Origin of the sequence: Stutzerimonas stutzeri (genome assembly GCF_024448955.1) — a bacterium.
GTDB classification, from domain to species: Bacteria; Pseudomonadota; Gammaproteobacteria; order Pseudomonadales; family Pseudomonadaceae; genus Stutzerimonas; species Stutzerimonas stutzeri_AQ.
In genome coordinates, this window is sequence record NZ_JAMOIH010000010.1 from 1 (window position 1) to 14,783 (window position 14,783).

A 14,783-nucleotide genomic window follows, 5' to 3' on the forward strand; every position below is an offset into this window, starting at 1 on the left:
ACGTCACGCTGATCGAGTTCGACAGCCAGCTGCGTGCCGACGCCGTGCTGCAGAAGAAGCTGCACAGTCTGCCCAACGTCACCGTGATCACCAGTGCACTGACCAGTGAAGTCATTGGCGACGGGCAGAAGGTCACCGGTTTGACCTACAAGGACCGCAATTCCAGCGAGTTCCATAACCTGGAACTGGAAGGCATCTTCGTGCAGATCGGCCTGCTGCCCAACTCCGATTGGCTGAAGGGCACCGTCGAACTGACCTCGCGCGGCGAGATCATCGTCGATGCGCGGGGCGAGACCTCGCTGCCAGGCATCTTCGCGGCGGGCGACGTCACCACAGTGCCGTACAAGCAGATCGTTATTGCAGTCGGCGAAGGAGCCAAGGCATCGCTGAGCGCCTTTGACCATCTGATCCGCAGCTCCGTCGAAGACTGAGTCTGACGGGCACAAAAAAGGGGGAGCAGATTTCGGTCTGCTCCCCCTTTTCGTTTTTGTGGTTCGCTACGCTGGCTGAGGGCTGAGGGCTGAGGGCTGAGGGCTGAGGGCTGGCGGCGAAGGATAGATAGCGAAGTTCCGGGGTCTATTTCATTACACCGGATCCGCGTCGGTCGGGTGGAAACGAGCGAAAGATGCGGCAACGCAGACCGTGAAAACGTAGCGAGCGAAGGTTAAGCAAGGCAAAACAGGTGAGAAAGCGGACTGGGCTCGCATCCGAGCCTGTTTTAACGCGGCATAACCGAGCGCAGTAGTTTTCAGTCTGAACGGGTCGCTTCGTCGCACATGTACCAGTCGTCCATGGAGCGAATCCACCTATGAAAAAAGCGGATACGCCGCAAGACGTCCGAGGCGCTGTCGTAACCTTTGCCAATCGATCCAATGAACCTCAACACGAAAGAGTCGTGCACGAGCAACTCGCCAAACGCCTGGCGGAGTTGCAAGGGTTCGCCTTTCTCGGGGAATACGACCGCAGCGTCAGCTATCCACACCAGCTTTACTTCGTTCCATCCGGCACGGTGATCGGCACCGAACAGGCGCGTGAGCTGGGGCTGGAGAGCGAGCAGGATATGTTCGGTGGGGTCGTACCGCATGCGTTCATCGAAACCAAGGCCATCACGCATCCGCTGGTACGGCCGGATGCCGATTCGCCGCTGGGCTGGTCGCGGAGTTTCACCCGGCGCGTCACGGGCGGCGTTCTGCCCGGTTACAGCGTTTTTTCCCTGCACGATGCGCGAGAGGCCGGCCGGCGATTGCTTAACGAAGGCGCGCTGCGCATCAAACCTGTGCGTGCCACTGGTGGGCGAGGGCAGAAGCGGGTGACGACCGAGCAGGAACTCGACCATGCCCTGGAAAATATCGACGAGACCGAACTCAGCCAGTACGGGCTGGTGCTCGAAACGCACCTGGATGACGTGACGACCTTGAGCGTCGGGCAAATTCGCGCAGCGGGGAGGGTACTGAGTTACTACGGTACCCAGCGACTGACTCAGGACAACACGGGCGAAACGGTCTATGGCGGCTCGGATCTGTTGGTCGTCGAAGGCGATTTCGATGCCTTACTGAACCTGAATCTGCCCGAAAAGACCCGTCTAGCCATCTCCCAGGCTCAAATCTACGACGCTGCCGCCTCGGCCTGCTTTCGCAATTTCTATGCTTCTCGGCGCAACTACGATATCGCTCAAGGCATCGATGGCCGAGGGCGCGCCTCTTCCGGCGTGCTGGAGCAATCCTGGCGCATTGGCGGCGCGAGCAGTGCCGAGGTTGCGGCACTGGAGGCGTTTATCCGGGGCGAGGGCGGTCCGGTGGTGCGCGCGTCATCGGTTGAAGTCTACGGGGAATCAACCGTGCCCGAAGGCGCAACGGTGCTGTTTCGCGGCGAGGACGCCGAGGTCGGCTTCATAACCAAATACGCAGTGGTGGAGGCTCATGGCAACCCATAGTGAAAGCGTGGATATCCTCGTAGATGACGAGCACATTGCCGGCACCTTTCTGTCGCCTCCGACGAAATTGCCGGGTGTGCTCTTCGTGCATGGTTGGGGCGGTAGCCAAGAGCGTGACCTGACCCGTGCTCGCGGTATTGCCGGTCTGGGCTGTATCTGTCTGTCGTTCGATCTGCGGGGCCATGCCCAGACGCTGGCGCAACAGCAGACCGTCACGCGCGAGCAGAACCTGCGTGACCTGCTGGCGGCCTACGATCTCCTGGTACAGCATCCGAACATTGATCCTTCCGCAATCGCCGTGGTCGGCACCAGTTACGGCGGTTATCTGGCTGCGCTGCTTACTTCCTTGCGTCCGGTCAAATGGCTGGCGATGCGCGTGCCGGCGTTGTACAGGGATGATGACTGGGCGATACCCAAGCGCCAGTTGAGTCGCGATCTGCTCAATGAGCTGCGTGGTCGGCGGGTCGTTCCAGAGGAGAATCGGGCGTTAGCGGCCTGTGCCGAGTTTCGTGGCGATGTATTGATCGTCGAGTCCGAGCACGATCATCTGGTCCCGCACAGCACGATCATGAGTTACCGGGCGGCATTCCATCAGACCCATTCGCTGACTCACCGCATCATCCTTGGGGCCGATCATGGTCTGACCCATGAGAATTGCCAGCAGGCCTACACCGATATTCTCGTCAAATGGGCCACCGAGATGGTGGTCGGTGGACGTGTCGGCCAGCAGCACGGCGCAGCCGCCGCGCGGTTGGGCTAACCCGGCGGCGTCGGCGGCTCGATGGGGCCGACGAAGCGGCTCCAGCGCCGGTCGAGCACCTGCTGCTTGAGCACTTCAATGACATCGACCAGCAATTCTTCCAGCGCGAGGTCGGTGTTTTCGTCCTGATACACCCAGGCCTCGAAGCACTCGTCAGCAAGGCTCCGAGCCAAACGCCGGAATTGCGGGCCCTGCAGCCCGTCCACAGCCCCTTGGAGAAGCCGAGCCGCGATATCGGTGAGTGCATCGTCCAGGGTATCGACGACCCGGTCGCCAAGCGGCAGGCGACGCAGGCGGATGACCTCCGGATTATTCGCCAGCGCCTGGTGGATCAACCCGTCGACATAGCCTTCGATGGCGCCGCGGTTGTCCCGATAGCCGTTCTCCAGCATGGCGTTCAGGCGTCGCGATAGATCGTCGAGCAGTCGCTCTTTGCGCGGTCTTACCACCTCCTGCAGCAGCCGACGGGAAAGGTCGTCGCTGGCACCGATCTCCTGCTGCAGGCGGCTGAACAGCCGAACCATGACGCGATCGGACAGCTCTTCCAGCAGCAGCGAGTAGTAGCGGTGAACCAGCCCATAGACCGGCCACCGGCGCATGTCGATAAGGCCCAGCCGTTGCAGTCGGATCAGCAGACTGCCGACCCTCAATACGCGAAGCCAGCGGAAACCGCTCAGGGGAATGCAGCCGAGTACGTCGTACCAGTGAGCGAAAGGGTAGTAATACCAGCGTGCGTAGCGTCGCTCGAACAACGCAACGGTCCAGCCAAGCAGCACGTCGAGAATGAATACCGCGACGAAGCCGAGATCGATCAGCTGGAAATTGCGGTGGATCAGCGTGTCGTAGCGCTGATGCAGCTCGGGCAGCCATCCAGCGAGGGCCTGATTGATTGGCTGCACGATGAACAGGCTGTCGAACAGGATCAGCCCAAGATTGATGCACACCAGCAGGACGATGAACGCTTCCCAGGCTGCGTGCAGCCCGTCGCGCAAGCGTGCGTGCTGGCCTGCGGCTAACTCAGGCATCGGCGCTGACAGGTGCGCTGGCGGGTTGCCAGAGGATTTCGGCACAGCCCTGGCGACGTGCGATCAGGCGCGCCACGACGAAGAACAGATCCGACAGGCGATTGAGGTAAGCCAGCCCGACTGGACGTAGCGGTTCGATGGCATTGAGCTGTTGGCAGCGCCTTTCGCTGGTGCGAGCCATGCTGCGGCATAGATGCGCGAGCGCGATCAGCCGGGTGCCGCCAGGCATGATGAAATCTTCCAGCGGTCCGAGCTCCGCATTCCAGCGGTCGATCGCCGCCTCCAGGCGCGCTACCTCGGTAGGGGTCAGCGCTTGATAGTCCGGCATCGCCAGTTCGCCGCCCAGATCGAACAGGCGGTGCTGGCAAGGGCTCAGCACCTCGATAAGTTCAGCCAGATCCGGCCAGCGCGCCTGTGCTTCGGCCAGTTCGGCAAGCAACAGGCCAAGTTGACTGTTGAGCGTATCGATTTCCCCCATGGCTTCGACCCGTGGGTGATCCTTGGGGACGCGGCGGCCATCGGCCAGGCCGGTTTCTCCGGCATCGCCGGTGCGGGTATAGATCTTTGACAGTCGATTGCCCATCTCTAGGTTCCTGGTGGTGCTTCAGTTGGCGTCGGACGCGGATAGTAGCGGCAGGCGCAGGGTGAAGGTCGTTCCCTGGTCCGGCTTGCTTTGCACTTCCATCTGGCCCTTGTGATTGTTGGTGATGATGAAATACGAAACGGAAAGACCCAACCCGGTTCCCTGGCCCACCTCTTTGGTGGTGAAAAAGGGTTCGAAGATTCGCTTGCGGATGTGTTCGGGGATGCCACCGCCGTTGTCTTCCACATGAATTTCAGCCCATGGCGGGTTCAGGCGCGTCCGCAACGTGATCTGCCCACGGCCTCGCTCCGGTTTCTGGTGGATGGCCTGGGCCGCGTTTTTCAGAAGATTCAGCAGCACCTGTTCCAGCTCGTTGCCGATGCAGGGGACTCGGTCCACTTGCGGATCGAAGTCGCGGATAATTTCCAGCGAGCGAAAGTCGAAGCCCTCCATCAGCGCGAAATCGTTACCAGCGATCTCCAGCGCCTGATCGATCAGTACGGGCAGTTGGCATTCGGCCAGTTGCCGGTTGCTCATGCGGCTGAAGCTCAGCATGTGGCTGACGATCTTGGCCGCGCGCGAGCCGGCCTGCTGGATGCCGTCGAGCAGCTGCGGGATTTCTCGCCGTTGCAGGTATTGATTCACCGCTTCCAGTCGAACGCCGGTGTCGTCGGCCGCTTCGCGGTTTCGCTCCAGGTCCGGTGACAGACGTCGACGGATGTTCTGTGCGTTATGCAGGATCGCCCCGAGGGGGTTGTTGATCTCATGTGCCATGCCTGCGGCGAGACCGCCCACCGAAAGCATCTTTTCCGATTGCACCATGATCTCTTCCATGTTGATGCGTTCGGTGATGTCGTCGATGCGAATGACTACGCCACCGCCGCCCATCAAGGGGTAGAGCGTCAGCGCGTAATGTCGGGGCTCGTCGTCGAAGGCCCAGGTGACGCGCTCGATCTTTTCCACCTGATGCCGTTCGGATGCTCGGCGAATCTCGGTCAGGAAGGGCCTTAGCGGTTCGAAGGCGATGAACACGGGCTGGTTCAGCGCATCGTCGATTGAGGTACCCGAGAGCTCGCTGGCCTGCTGGTTCCATTGGGTCACGTAGAGCTGCTCGTCCAGGGCGATGAGCACCGATGGCATCGAGTCGATGATGCTGTTCAGGTAGCTCTGGAATCCGGTGAGCTTCTTCTCGATCTTGCTGCGAACCTGTACCTCCAGTTCCAGCTTGCGGTTGGTGTGCCGGGTTTCCTCTGCCAGCCCCTGGGCATGGTCGAAGGCGTCCTGGGCATCGTCGCGGGCGCGCTTGAGCTGTTGTTCGCGTGCCTCCATGCGCGACAGCATGGTGTTGAAGGCATCGGCCAGATGTCCGATTTCGTCGCGGTTCCTCGGTGTTGCGCGAAGCGAATAGTTTTCTTCGCGCGTGACCTGGCGGGACAGGGCCTCGAGGTCATGGATCGGGCGGGTGATCATCTGCCGGATCTGCCGGGCGACCAGTATCCAAAGCAGCAGGCTGGTCAGAAGAATGGCGACGCTGGCGGTCAGGGTTCCGGTGTAGAAGGCCCCGGGCAATTCGCTACTGGCCACGATCAGCAGGTGGCCCGGAGGCCCTTCGGCTTGCGGTAGTTCCACCAGTAAATTGGCGCGCATCTCAGTCTTTTGCCATGCGGGTAGCTCGCTTACCTGCTGCGGCAGGCCCAGCGAATCGCCGTGATACAGCTGTGCCAGGCTCTGGCCTTCGCTGTCGTAGATCGCCGCTGCGCGCAGCGGGGCATAATCGTTCAGCTTCTGCAGGAGCCCGTCGGCTGCCGCTTCGGATGCCAGGGCGCGGTTACTCAACTCGGGCGTAGCGAACAGCGCCCCAAGGGTATGCATGGCCTGCGGCGCGACGCTCTGGCGGGAGATCCAGTAGGCCGCGCTGATGAAGACGAGATTCGATACCAGCAGCACTGCGGCAAGCAGTACGAGCAGGGCGATCAGCAGCTTGCGGCCGACCGGGAGATTTTCAAGGCGCTGGCGCAGGGTCATGGCAGGCACTGGCTAAGGGTGTTTCAGCAGGGTAGCGGTGCCTCAGTCCGCGGGCAATCTGCGAGCGTGCAGGAATGCCTGGAGCTGTTGCTGCAGGCTGAACAGCGCCGGCACGTGCAGATCGTGCTGCTCGGCGGTCCGGCACGCCTGACCGAGCAGGAAGCTGACTTCGGTCCGGCGTCCGTTTCGTACATCTTGGTGCATCGACGAATAGTTGTTGGCCGTTGCCTCGATGATCGAGAGCACTTCGTCTTCCAGTCCACGAGCCGCATCACGCTGATTGGTGGCCTTGAGCACTTCCGCAAGTTCGTTGCAGAGTCGGTGGAGCTGCTCGGGGAACGCGCGCAAGTCGCCGTTGCGGCAATCATTCAGGACGGTCAGGGGATTGATGGCGCAGTTGATCGCCAACTTGCGCCAGAGTTTGCCCATGATGTCTTCCGTCCAGCCGTGCGGAATGCCGGCGGTGACCAGATCGGCGAGCCAGGATGGCTGGTTGCGATGGCCGGGTTCGCCCAGCCAGTTCTGCCCCTGACCGGCATGGACGATTCGGAAGTCAGCCTGACGATAGGCGCCCTCGGTACTTGAAACGAATATGCAGCGGCTGCCGGGCCAACGTGCCGCAATGGCCTGCTGACTGCCCAGGCCGTTCTGCAACAGAAGAATGTGCGATCCCTTGACCAGACGCGGTGCCACCTCGGCGATTGCGTCTTGCGCATCGTATGCCTTGCAGGCAACCAGTAGCCGGTTTATCGGTGTAGCTGCATCGGGTAACTCTACGGGTACCGGATAGACAGCGGTGACGCCGGCCTCGGTCAGGCTCAGGCCACCCGCGGCTCGGTAATCAGCGAGGCGTTGCGGGTTGCGCAGGATGATTTGCACCGGTACGCCGGCACGGAAAAGGCGCGTTGCCCAGAGCCCGCCGAGGCTACCAGCGCCCAGAACATGCCAGGTGTCGTTCATCAGGCTGGCTGCCGGTAACGCAGGGGCACGATACGTCCTGTGGTGTACGCGTCGGGCAGCAGAGCGGCGGCGCTTTCGATCAGCGTCTGGGGCTCGACCGGCAGGGCACTCGCATCGAGGCTGACCAGACCGATGCCGGCCTTGATCGAAATGAACCCTTCGCTGGTCTTGAACGCTTTGAGGTTGAGCCCTTCGTGCAAACGTTTGAAGCTGCTCGGCGAGCAGCCGCGTAAGTCGTCGACCAGGGCGAGCAGGCCGAAGTGGTGATCATCCAGGCGGGTCAGCGTGTCCAGCGGCCGTACAAGTTGCCCCAGTCGCCGTGCCACACCTCTGAGCAGCTCGTGATGAAGAAGCTCGCCGTAGCGCTCTCGCTGACCGAGGAGTTCCGGCAGACCGATCACCAGGTAGCACAACGCGCCGCCACGGCTCTCGATATGGCTCAGGCTGTCGCCGAGCCGTTGGCGAAGATGACGCAAGTTGCCCAGTCCGGTAATCGGGTCGATCAGGTTGCGATTTTCCAGGCTGGCGATGTTCTCCGTCAGCAGACGGTTTTCCCGCATCAGCCGCTGTAACGAGCCACAAAGCCGGTCGGCGGCATATACCCGAGGTACCAACTGCTCGTTCATCACCGACTTGCCGATGAAATCATCCACGCCATGATCGAATGCCTTGCTCAGCACGTCCTGGCCGTCCCGCCCGGTCAGTAGAATGATATAGGTGTAGTGATGGGACATTTCGTCCTGCTGACGCACCTGGGTGGTCAGTTCCAACCCGTCCATTTCGGGCATCAGCCAATCGGCGAGCAGAACATTCGCCGGGCGTTGCTCAATGAGTTCCAGTGCAGCACTGGCGCTATTGGCGAAGCGAATGTCCTCGTACCCGGCCTTGGACAGGGCGCGGCCGATCATCACGCTTGAAAACTTGGCGTCGTCGACCACCAGGATGCTGAGTTGGGGGTTGGGCATTCATGCGCTCGGTTAAGAAGGGTTGCCGTAACAGGCCGGTGGCCGGGCGTTATTGGCCTGAACCGTTATAATGATCGCGCATTTGAATCGTCAAGCTAAGCGCGCTGGGTCACACCGCAGCGCCCTTTTTATAGGAGGAAAGGCCATGCCTTCGTTCGACGTGGTGTCCGAACTGGACAAACACGAAGTTACTAACGCCGTCGACAATGCGCTCAAGGAACTGGACCGGCGTTACGATCTGCGCGGTAAAGGTACCTTCGAGTTCAAGGAGCTGACGGTCCATCTGACCGCCGATGCTGACTTCCAATTGGAGCAGATGCTGGAGATCCTCAAGCTGAGCCTGGTCAAGCGCAAGATCGATATTCAGTGCCTGGAGTTCAAGGATCCGTACCCATCCGGCAAGTCGGTCAAGCAGGACGTGGTGCTGCGCGAAGGCATCGACAAGGAGCTGGCGAAGAAAATCGTCGCCCATATCAAAGATGCCAAGCTCAAGGTGCAGGCGGCCATTCAGGGCGAGCAGGTTCGGGTGACCGGCAAGAAACGCGATGATCTGCAGGAGGCCATCGCCCTGCTGCGGGCCAAGGATTTTGGCATGCCATTGCAGTTCAACAACTTCCGCGACTGATGCCCCGGGCATCGTTGATGCCTTCCGCTTTAGCCGAGCGGCCGTCTGACGGCACGCTCGGTTTCCCTGAGGAGTTTTCCACTGATGGATTTCAGTGTCGATTATCTGGTCGATCTATCCGAGGCTTGGCTGCCGATCGTCCTGCAATACGGTGCTCAGCTATTGCTGGCGCTGGCAACTTTCCTGATTGGCTGGTGGCTGATCAACAAACTCGTCAGCAATCTTGGCGGCCTGCTACAGCGACGCCAGGTAGACCCTTCACTGCACGGCTTTATCGAGAGCCTGTTGGGCATCGTGCTGAAGGTGCTGCTATTGGTCAGCGTGGCGTCGATGATCGGGGTGGAAACCACCTCCTTCATCGCCATGATCGGCGCGGCTGGTTTGGCCATCGGTCTGGCACTGCAGGGCAGTCTCGCGAACTTTGCAGGTGGGGTATTGATCCTACTGTTCCGTCCGTTTCGAGTCGGCGAGTGGATCGAGGCTCAGGGTGTGGCTGGCACCGTGCATTCGATCCAGATCTTCCACACGATTCTTAAATCGGGCGACAACAAGACCATCGTGGTGCCCAACGGCAGCCTGTCCAACGGACACATCACCAATTATTCGCGCGAACCGCGTCGTCGCGCCGATATCAACGTCGGAATCGACTACAGCGCGGATATCAAGCTGGCGCGCAAAATCCTGCTGGAAATCGCAGGGGACGAGCGCGTGTTGCGTGACCCTGAACCGGCGGTCTTCGTGACAGGGCTGGGTGATAGTTCTGTCAATCTGTCGCTGCGGGTCTGGGTAGCGACCGGCGACTTCTGGCCGGTGACCTTCGATTTCACCGAGCTGCTGAAAGAACGCTTCGACGAGGCGGGCATCGGCATTCCGTATCCGCAGCGTGTGATGCATCTGGTCCAGAGTTGACGCTCAGTAAAGACGCTCAGTAAAAAAAAGAAGCCGGCGATTTCGCCGGCTTCTTTTTCAGCTTCGCTCGGTAGACGGGACCGAATCAGAGGCTTCTGGTGGCCGGCGGCTGCGGGACCACTGCCAGGCAATCAGCACCAGAGTCGGTACGCCGAGCAGTGCCGTGACCAGGAAGAAATCGCTGTAACCCAGGTGCTCGACCATGACGCCGGAGTAGCCGCCCAGCAGGCGCGGCAACAGCAGCATCAACGAACTCAGCAGGGCGTACTGGGTTGCCGAAAACTTCAGGTTGGTGAGGCTCGACAGATAGGCGACGAACGCCGTGGAGGCCAGGCCGCCACTGAAGTTGTCGCAAGAGATGGTGACGATCAGCATGTTCAGGTTGGCGCCCATCTCCACCAACAGCATGAACATGAGGTTGGTGGCCGCTGATGCGACACCGCCAATGAACAGGATCGGCAGGATGCTGAAACGGACGATCAGCAGACCGCCAAACGCCGCGCCGAGCAGCGTCATGATCAGTCCGAACAGCTTGCTGACGCTGGCGATCTGATCCTTGCTGAAGCCTTGGTCGATATAGAAGACATTGGCCATCACGCCCATCACCGTATCCGACATCCGGTACGTGGCGATCAGCCCCAGCAGCAACAGCGCCTGCCAGCGATAGCGCAGAATGAAATCGGTGATCGGCGTCAGCACCGGCCCCATCAGAATGCGGCCAGGACCGGACAGACAGCCCCAGCAGATCAGCAGATACATGGTGCCGCGTGGCCAGTAGCCGCCCCAGTACGACTGGAACATGCCGGTGGTCGAAACCATCAGAATGATCAGCACGATCACCGAGACCGCCTGATGCACGAAGTCGAATCGTGCCGGGCGCTGACGCTGTCCGGCCTGGTGCAGCATCTGTCGAACGGGGAACAACAGCGCGCGGCCCCAGGGCGACAGCGAGCCGATGATGAATAGCAGATACAGCGTTGCGCGGGGCCAGGCTTGTGCGATCAGCGCGTTGATCATCGCCGGTACGGATATCAGCAGGACCAGCAGCAAACCGACTCCCGCCAACTGGTGGTTGAAGCTGTATTTCGAGGGCTCGTTGGGCAGCGGCGCGGCGCCCTCCGGCTCGGGAATCAACAGGCTGGTCACCAGGCCCGGCAGTATCAACAGCGCGAAGGCGATATAGGTCGTAGCCCAGGCGCTCTGGCTGTATTCGAGATTGGTCGAGCCCAGCCATTCGGCGAGAAACAGTGCGCCGGCGCTGGCCAGCAGCATGGCGATCCGGTAACCGGTCATGTAGCTCGCGGCCAAGGTTGCTTGCAGCTTGTCCTCGGCGATCTCCAGCCGATAGGCGTCGATGGCGATGTCCTGGGTGGCCGAAGCGAAGGCCACAGCGACAGCCAGGGCGATCAACATGGTCAGGTTGTGCTGCGGGTTGCACAGCGCCATGCCGATCAGCCCAACGGCGATCACCGCCTGTGACAGCACCAGCCAGGAGCGGCGGCGCCCCAAAGCGCCGATCCAGGGCAGACGCCACTGGTCGAGCATCGGTGACCAGACCCATTTGAATGCGTACGCCAGGCTGATCCAGCTGGCGAAACCGATGGTTTCGCGCGATACGCCTGCTTCCCGCAACCATACCGAAAGCGTGGAAAACACCAGGATTGCGGGCAAGCCTGCTGCGAAGCCGAGCACCAGCAGGGTCAGCGAAGCGGGGCTGGCATAGGCGGCGAGTGCGGCGCGCCATGTTTCACGGGACATATGACGGGACGGACAGGAATATGAAGCGCGCACTCTACCCGCTGTGCTCCGACGAATGCCAGCCGTGCCGACGTATGTCGACGCGGTCGTTGATGATGGTCACGCCCTCGGCGCGTAACCGCATGCGCTGCTCATGCCCCGCGGCGGTGCCTGCTGGCAGGCTGAGCCGTCCGCCTGCGCCGATCACCCGGTGCCAGGGCAGGCTGGTGCCATCCGGTAGTTGCGACATCAGCCGGCCAACCCAGCGCGCGGCACGACCGAGTCCGGCCATGGCGGCCACCTCGCCATAGCTCACCACCTTGCCCGTCGGGATCTGGGCCATGATGAGGTAGACGGCGGCGCGACGCGCTTCGGCGTCGGCACCCGGAGGTAATAAAGGTGGCTGGGCAATCATGTGGAATGCTTCCTTCGTGAGCCGGGACCGATTGAGCGGCGCTGAACTCGTTTCCCGTTCAGCGGTCAGTGCTTGCTGTGACCAAAAGCATAGGGATAATGCCTGCCTTTTAACCGCATCTGCCCAGAATTTCAGTCATCTATGCTCTCTAGAACCCTGCTTTGCGTGTCTCTTTCCGTACTCTCCCTGCCTTCGTTCGCCGATACCGTATGGTTGAAGAACGGTGATCGCCTGACCGGCAAGATCAGTGTGATGGATGGCGGTAAATTGCTGATCGAGACCGACTACGGCGGCTCGATTCCAGTGAAGTGGAGCCAGGTCGCGACGCTGGAAAGCAACCAGCAGTTGCTGATCAAGCATGACGATGTGACCGGAGAAGTGGCCAAGTCGCTCCAGGCTGCTGACGACGGCACGGTCACGCTGAGCAACGGCGGGGTGCCGCGTACGGTTTCGCTGGCCAGCATCACCCAGATCATCCACCCGAAACCGCTGATCCAGGATCTGACCTGGAAAGGCAATATTGACGTGGCGCTGGATTACAAACGCGCAGAAACCGATACGGACGATTACGACGTCTCCTTCGATACTTCGGCACGTCATGGTCTCTGGCGGCATAACGGAACGGCCAATTACAACCGTGAATACCGCGACGGCGTGACCGCGACCGATAACTGGGACGCCGAATACGCGCTGGATCGGTTCATCGACGAGCATTGGTTCTGGCAAGGACGCTTCGAATACAAGCGCGACAAGGTCGAGGACGTTCGCCGTCAGCGCACACTGGGTACCGGTCCGGGTTATCAGTTCTGGGATAACGAGCTGGGTGCCTTCTCCCTTGCCTCGCTAATCAACCGCAGCGACTACGAGTTTGCGAGTGGAGAGACGGAAAATTTCTATTCGTTGGCTATGAAGTGGCAGTACAACCGCTATCTGGTGGGCAAAACGTTCGAACTGTTCAGCAACGGTGAAATCGGCAAACCGCTGGAAAACGTCGCCGATTATGAGCTCGATGCCGAGGTGGGGTTGCGCTACAAGGTGACCGACTGGGCGTCGCTGAACATGAAAGCCGAAAAGGACATCGTCAGCGGCTCAGAAAGCGAGATGGACGAAACGCGCTACAGCATCGGCTTCGGAGTGGGTTGGTAAGCGCCTAGTAAAGACGAAGAGAAGCGCTGAACGCTGGAGGCTTGACGAAAGCTTGCCGGCGTACAGCGCGGAACCTGCAATATTGCCTCCAGCCTCCAGCCTCCAGCCTCCAGCCTCCAGCCTTCTTCCTAGAGGCGCAGCCCGCCATCCAGCTCCAGAATGCGTCCGGTGTAGTAATCGTTTTCGAAGATGTAGGCGACCGAGTGGGCGATTTCCATCGGCTTGCCGAGCCGCTTCAGTGGAATGCCGGCGGCCATCTTTTCCAGCGCTTCGGGCTTCATGCTGGCCACCATCTCGGTCTCGATGAATCCGGGCGCAACGCCAGCGACTCGAATGCCATAGCGTGCCAACTCCTTGGCCCAGACTACGGTATCAGCCGCAACGCCGGCCTTGGCGGCGGAATAGTTCGCCTGGCCCATATTGCCGGCTCGTGAAATTGAAGAGATGTTGACGATCGCGCCCTGACGCTTCAGCTCGATCATCTTCGCGGCCACTTCGCGGGTGCAGAGAAACACGCCGGTCAAGTTGACATCAATCACCGCCTGCCATTGCGCCAGGCTCATTTTCGACAGCTCGCCATCCTTCACCTTGATGGTCAGGCCATCGCGGAGGATGCCGGCATTATTGACCAGGCCGTCCAGGCCGCCGAAGTCGTCGCTGACCTGGCTCACCATGTGGCTGACCTGTTCTTCATTGGCCACGTTGCACACGTAGGCCCGTGCATCGCCACCCGCGCTCTTGCAGGCCGCGACCGCTTCGTCCAGTCGATCCTGATTGAGGTCGACCAGCGCCAGTCGCGCGCCTTTGCCGGCGAGGTATTCGCCCATCGCGCGACCCAGGCCCTGGCCACCGCCCGTAATGATGATGACTTTGTCTTTGAGCTGCATGCGAATCTCCGTCTGTGGTTCTTGTCGCGGGAAACGACGCCCGCAAGTGAAACCGTTATGCTGAGCGCCCCGCCGAATCGAACAAACCTATCGAGGAATCCCTGTGAGCGCTGAAGCCGTCAAGCATGCCCGACAACTCCTGCTCAAGGAATACCGAGGCGTGCTCTCGACGCACTCCGCAGCTATGCCCGGATTTCCCTTCGGCTCCTCGGTGCCCTACTGCCTGACCGAAAACGGCTGGCCGCTGATGCTGATCAGCCGAATCGCCCAGCACACGAAGAACCTCAAGGCCGATCCGCGCTGCTCGCTACTTGTGGCCGAGCGCGGTGTCGAAGACGTACAGGCCAACGGGCGCCTGACTGTGTTGGCCGAGGCGCGTCAGCTCGACGATGCGTCAGCCATCGACGCCGCGGCAGCGCGCTATTACCGCTATTTCCCCGAATCGCGTGATTACCACAATGCACACGACTTCGATTTCTGGGTCCTGCAGCCGGTGCGTTGGCGCTACATTGGCGGCTTTGGTGCGATTCACTGGTTGGACGACGTGGCGCTAGGCAACCCATTCGCGCGTGCGGGCGGCGCTGAGAACGGCATGCTTGAGCATATGAATGACGACCATGCCGCAGCCATCGCCCATTATGTCGAGCGGGCCGGGTTGCCATCCGCGCCTGCTGCGCAGATGGTAGGAATCGACAGCGAAGGCTTTCACCTTCGCATCGGCCAGGCCATTCACTGGCTGGCGTTTCCAGACACCTGCGACAACCCGGGTGCGGTGCGCCAGGCCCTGGTGAGCATGGCACGCAACTGATTCAG

Annotated in this window: 15 protein-coding genes; 7 read left to right on the plus strand and 8 right to left on the minus strand. The window is 60.8% G+C overall.

What is annotated here, in order from left to right; genetic code table 11:
* The 3 genes from NA645_RS11980 to NA645_RS11990 form a co-directional block, all read left to right on the plus strand.
* The coding region (locus tag NA645_RS11980; protein WP_256049010.1) for an FAD-dependent oxidoreductase at positions 1-431 on the plus strand (431 nt) is incomplete at its 5' end.
* Between the two features lie 377 nt (positions 432-808).
* Complete coding sequence (locus tag NA645_RS11985; protein WP_256049011.1) at positions 809-1,933, plus strand: DUF3182 family protein; 1,125 nt, start codon at positions 809-811, stop codon at positions 1,931-1,933.
* Entirely contained in the window at positions 1,920-2,693 is a 774-nt protein-coding gene (locus tag NA645_RS11990; RefSeq protein WP_256049012.1) for an alpha/beta hydrolase family protein, read from the plus strand. The genes NA645_RS11985 and NA645_RS11990 overlap by 14 nt, the downstream gene beginning before the upstream one ends.
* On the opposite strand, the gene NA645_RS11995 is transcribed toward NA645_RS11990, so the two are convergent.
* From NA645_RS11995 to NA645_RS12015, 5 genes are read right to left on the minus strand one after another with little or no spacing between them, the layout of a single operon-like run.
* Positions 2,690-3,718: an ion transporter gene (locus NA645_RS11995; protein ID WP_256049013.1), complete on the minus strand. Its 1,029-nt coding sequence runs from the start codon at positions 3,716-3,718 to the stop codon at positions 2,690-2,692. The two genes, NA645_RS11990 and NA645_RS11995, sit on opposite strands and share 4 nt — an antisense overlap.
* A complete protein-coding gene (locus NA645_RS12000; protein ID WP_256049014.1) occupies positions 3,711-4,301 on the minus strand; it encodes a cob(I)yrinic acid a,c-diamide adenosyltransferase in 591 nt (196 codons plus the stop codon). Before NA645_RS12000 ends, NA645_RS11995 begins: the two co-directional genes overlap by 8 nt.
* A 21-nt stretch (positions 4,302-4,322) precedes the next feature.
* Positions 4,323-6,326: a HAMP domain-containing sensor histidine kinase gene (locus NA645_RS12005; RefSeq protein WP_256049015.1), complete on the minus strand. Its 2,004-nt coding sequence runs from the start codon at positions 6,324-6,326 to the stop codon at positions 4,323-4,325.
* A gap of 42 nt (positions 6,327-6,368) precedes the next feature.
* Complete coding sequence (locus tag NA645_RS12010) at positions 6,369-7,286, minus strand: putative 2-dehydropantoate 2-reductase (RefSeq protein WP_256049016.1); 918 nt, start codon at positions 7,284-7,286, stop codon at positions 6,369-6,371.
* A complete protein-coding gene (locus NA645_RS12015; RefSeq protein WP_256049017.1) occupies positions 7,286-8,251 on the minus strand; it encodes a GGDEF domain-containing response regulator in 966 nt (321 codons plus the stop codon). Before NA645_RS12015 ends, NA645_RS12010 begins: the two co-directional genes overlap by 1 nt.
* A 145-nt stretch (positions 8,252-8,396) precedes the next feature.
* On the opposite strand from NA645_RS12015, the gene NA645_RS12020 reads away from it, so the two are divergent.
* The gene (locus NA645_RS12020) at positions 8,397-8,876 is read left to right on the plus strand and encodes a YajQ family cyclic di-GMP-binding protein (RefSeq protein ID WP_131651017.1); all 480 of its coding nucleotides are present in this window, start codon (positions 8,397-8,399) and stop codon (positions 8,874-8,876) included.
* Positions 8,877-8,960: 84 nt separating this feature from the next.
* Complete coding sequence (locus tag NA645_RS12025; RefSeq protein ID WP_256049018.1) at positions 8,961-9,785, plus strand: mechanosensitive ion channel family protein; 825 nt, start codon at positions 8,961-8,963, stop codon at positions 9,783-9,785.
* Between the two features lie 57 nt (positions 9,786-9,842).
* Here NA645_RS12025 and NA645_RS12030 read toward each other — a convergent pair whose 3' ends face one another.
* Entirely contained in the window at positions 9,843-11,543 is a 1,701-nt protein-coding gene (locus tag NA645_RS12030) for an AmpG family muropeptide MFS transporter (protein ID WP_256049019.1), read from the minus strand.
* 34 nt (positions 11,544-11,577) lie between these two features.
* Positions 11,578-11,937: an MGMT family protein gene (locus NA645_RS12035; protein ID WP_256049020.1), complete on the minus strand. Its 360-nt coding sequence runs from the start codon at positions 11,935-11,937 to the stop codon at positions 11,578-11,580.
* Between the two features lie 141 nt (positions 11,938-12,078).
* Here NA645_RS12035 and NA645_RS12040 point away from each other — a divergent pair, with 141 nt between their 5' ends.
* A complete protein-coding gene (locus NA645_RS12040) occupies positions 12,079-13,083 on the plus strand; it encodes a DUF481 domain-containing protein (RefSeq protein WP_131651021.1) in 1,005 nt (334 codons plus the stop codon).
* Positions 13,084-13,211: 128 nt separating this feature from the next.
* Here the strand turns inward: NA645_RS12040 and NA645_RS12045 are convergent, their stop codons facing one another.
* Positions 13,212-13,970: an SDR family oxidoreductase gene (locus NA645_RS12045; RefSeq protein ID WP_256049021.1), complete on the minus strand. Its 759-nt coding sequence runs from the start codon at positions 13,968-13,970 to the stop codon at positions 13,212-13,214.
* 103 nt (positions 13,971-14,073) lie between these two features.
* Between NA645_RS12045 and NA645_RS12050 the strand changes: the two genes are divergently transcribed.
* On the plus strand, positions 14,074-14,778 hold the full coding sequence (locus NA645_RS12050) for a HugZ family protein (RefSeq protein ID WP_256049022.1): 705 nt from the start codon (positions 14,074-14,076) through the stop codon (positions 14,776-14,778).
* Positions 14,779-14,783 lie beyond the last annotated feature (5 nt).

What these genes read in the sequence shown, in the direction of transcription:
- NA645_RS11990 (WP_256049012.1), top strand. Translation starts at nt 1,920, where the DNA reads ATGGCAACCCATAGTGAAAGCGTGGATATCCTCGTAGATGACGAGCAC.
- NA645_RS12025 (WP_256049018.1), top strand. Translation starts at nt 8,961, where the DNA reads ATGGATTTCAGTGTCGATTATCTGGTCGATCTATCCGAGGCTTGGCTG.
- NA645_RS12000 (WP_256049014.1), bottom strand. Translation starts at nt 4,301, where the DNA reads ATGGGCAATCGACTGTCAAAGATCTATACCCGCACCGGCGATGCCGGA.
- NA645_RS12020 (WP_131651017.1), top strand. Translation starts at nt 8,397, where the DNA reads ATGCCTTCGTTCGACGTGGTGTCCGAACTGGACAAACACGAAGTTACT.
- NA645_RS12045 (WP_256049021.1), bottom strand. Translation starts at nt 13,970, where the DNA reads ATGCAGCTCAAAGACAAAGTCATCATCATTACGGGCGGTGGCCAGGGC.
- NA645_RS12005 (WP_256049015.1), bottom strand. Translation starts at nt 6,326, where the DNA reads ATGACCCTGCGCCAGCGCCTTGAAAATCTCCCGGTCGGCCGCAAGCTG.
- NA645_RS12035 (WP_256049020.1), bottom strand. Translation starts at nt 11,937, where the DNA reads ATGATTGCCCAGCCACCTTTATTACCTCCGGGTGCCGACGCCGAAGCG.
- NA645_RS11985 (WP_256049011.1), top strand. Translation starts at nt 809, where the DNA reads ATGAAAAAAGCGGATACGCCGCAAGACGTCCGAGGCGCTGTCGTAACC.
- NA645_RS12030 (WP_256049019.1), bottom strand. Translation starts at nt 11,543, where the DNA reads ATGTCCCGTGAAACATGGCGCGCCGCACTCGCCGCCTATGCCAGCCCC.
- NA645_RS12010 (WP_256049016.1), bottom strand. Translation starts at nt 7,286, where the DNA reads ATGAACGACACCTGGCATGTTCTGGGCGCTGGTAGCCTCGGCGGGCTC.
- NA645_RS11995 (WP_256049013.1), bottom strand. Translation starts at nt 3,718, where the DNA reads ATGCCTGAGTTAGCCGCAGGCCAGCACGCACGCTTGCGCGACGGGCTG.
- NA645_RS12040 (WP_131651021.1), top strand. Translation starts at nt 12,079, where the DNA reads ATGCTCTCTAGAACCCTGCTTTGCGTGTCTCTTTCCGTACTCTCCCTG.
- NA645_RS12015 (WP_256049017.1), bottom strand. Translation starts at nt 8,251, where the DNA reads ATGCCCAACCCCCAACTCAGCATCCTGGTGGTCGACGACGCCAAGTTT.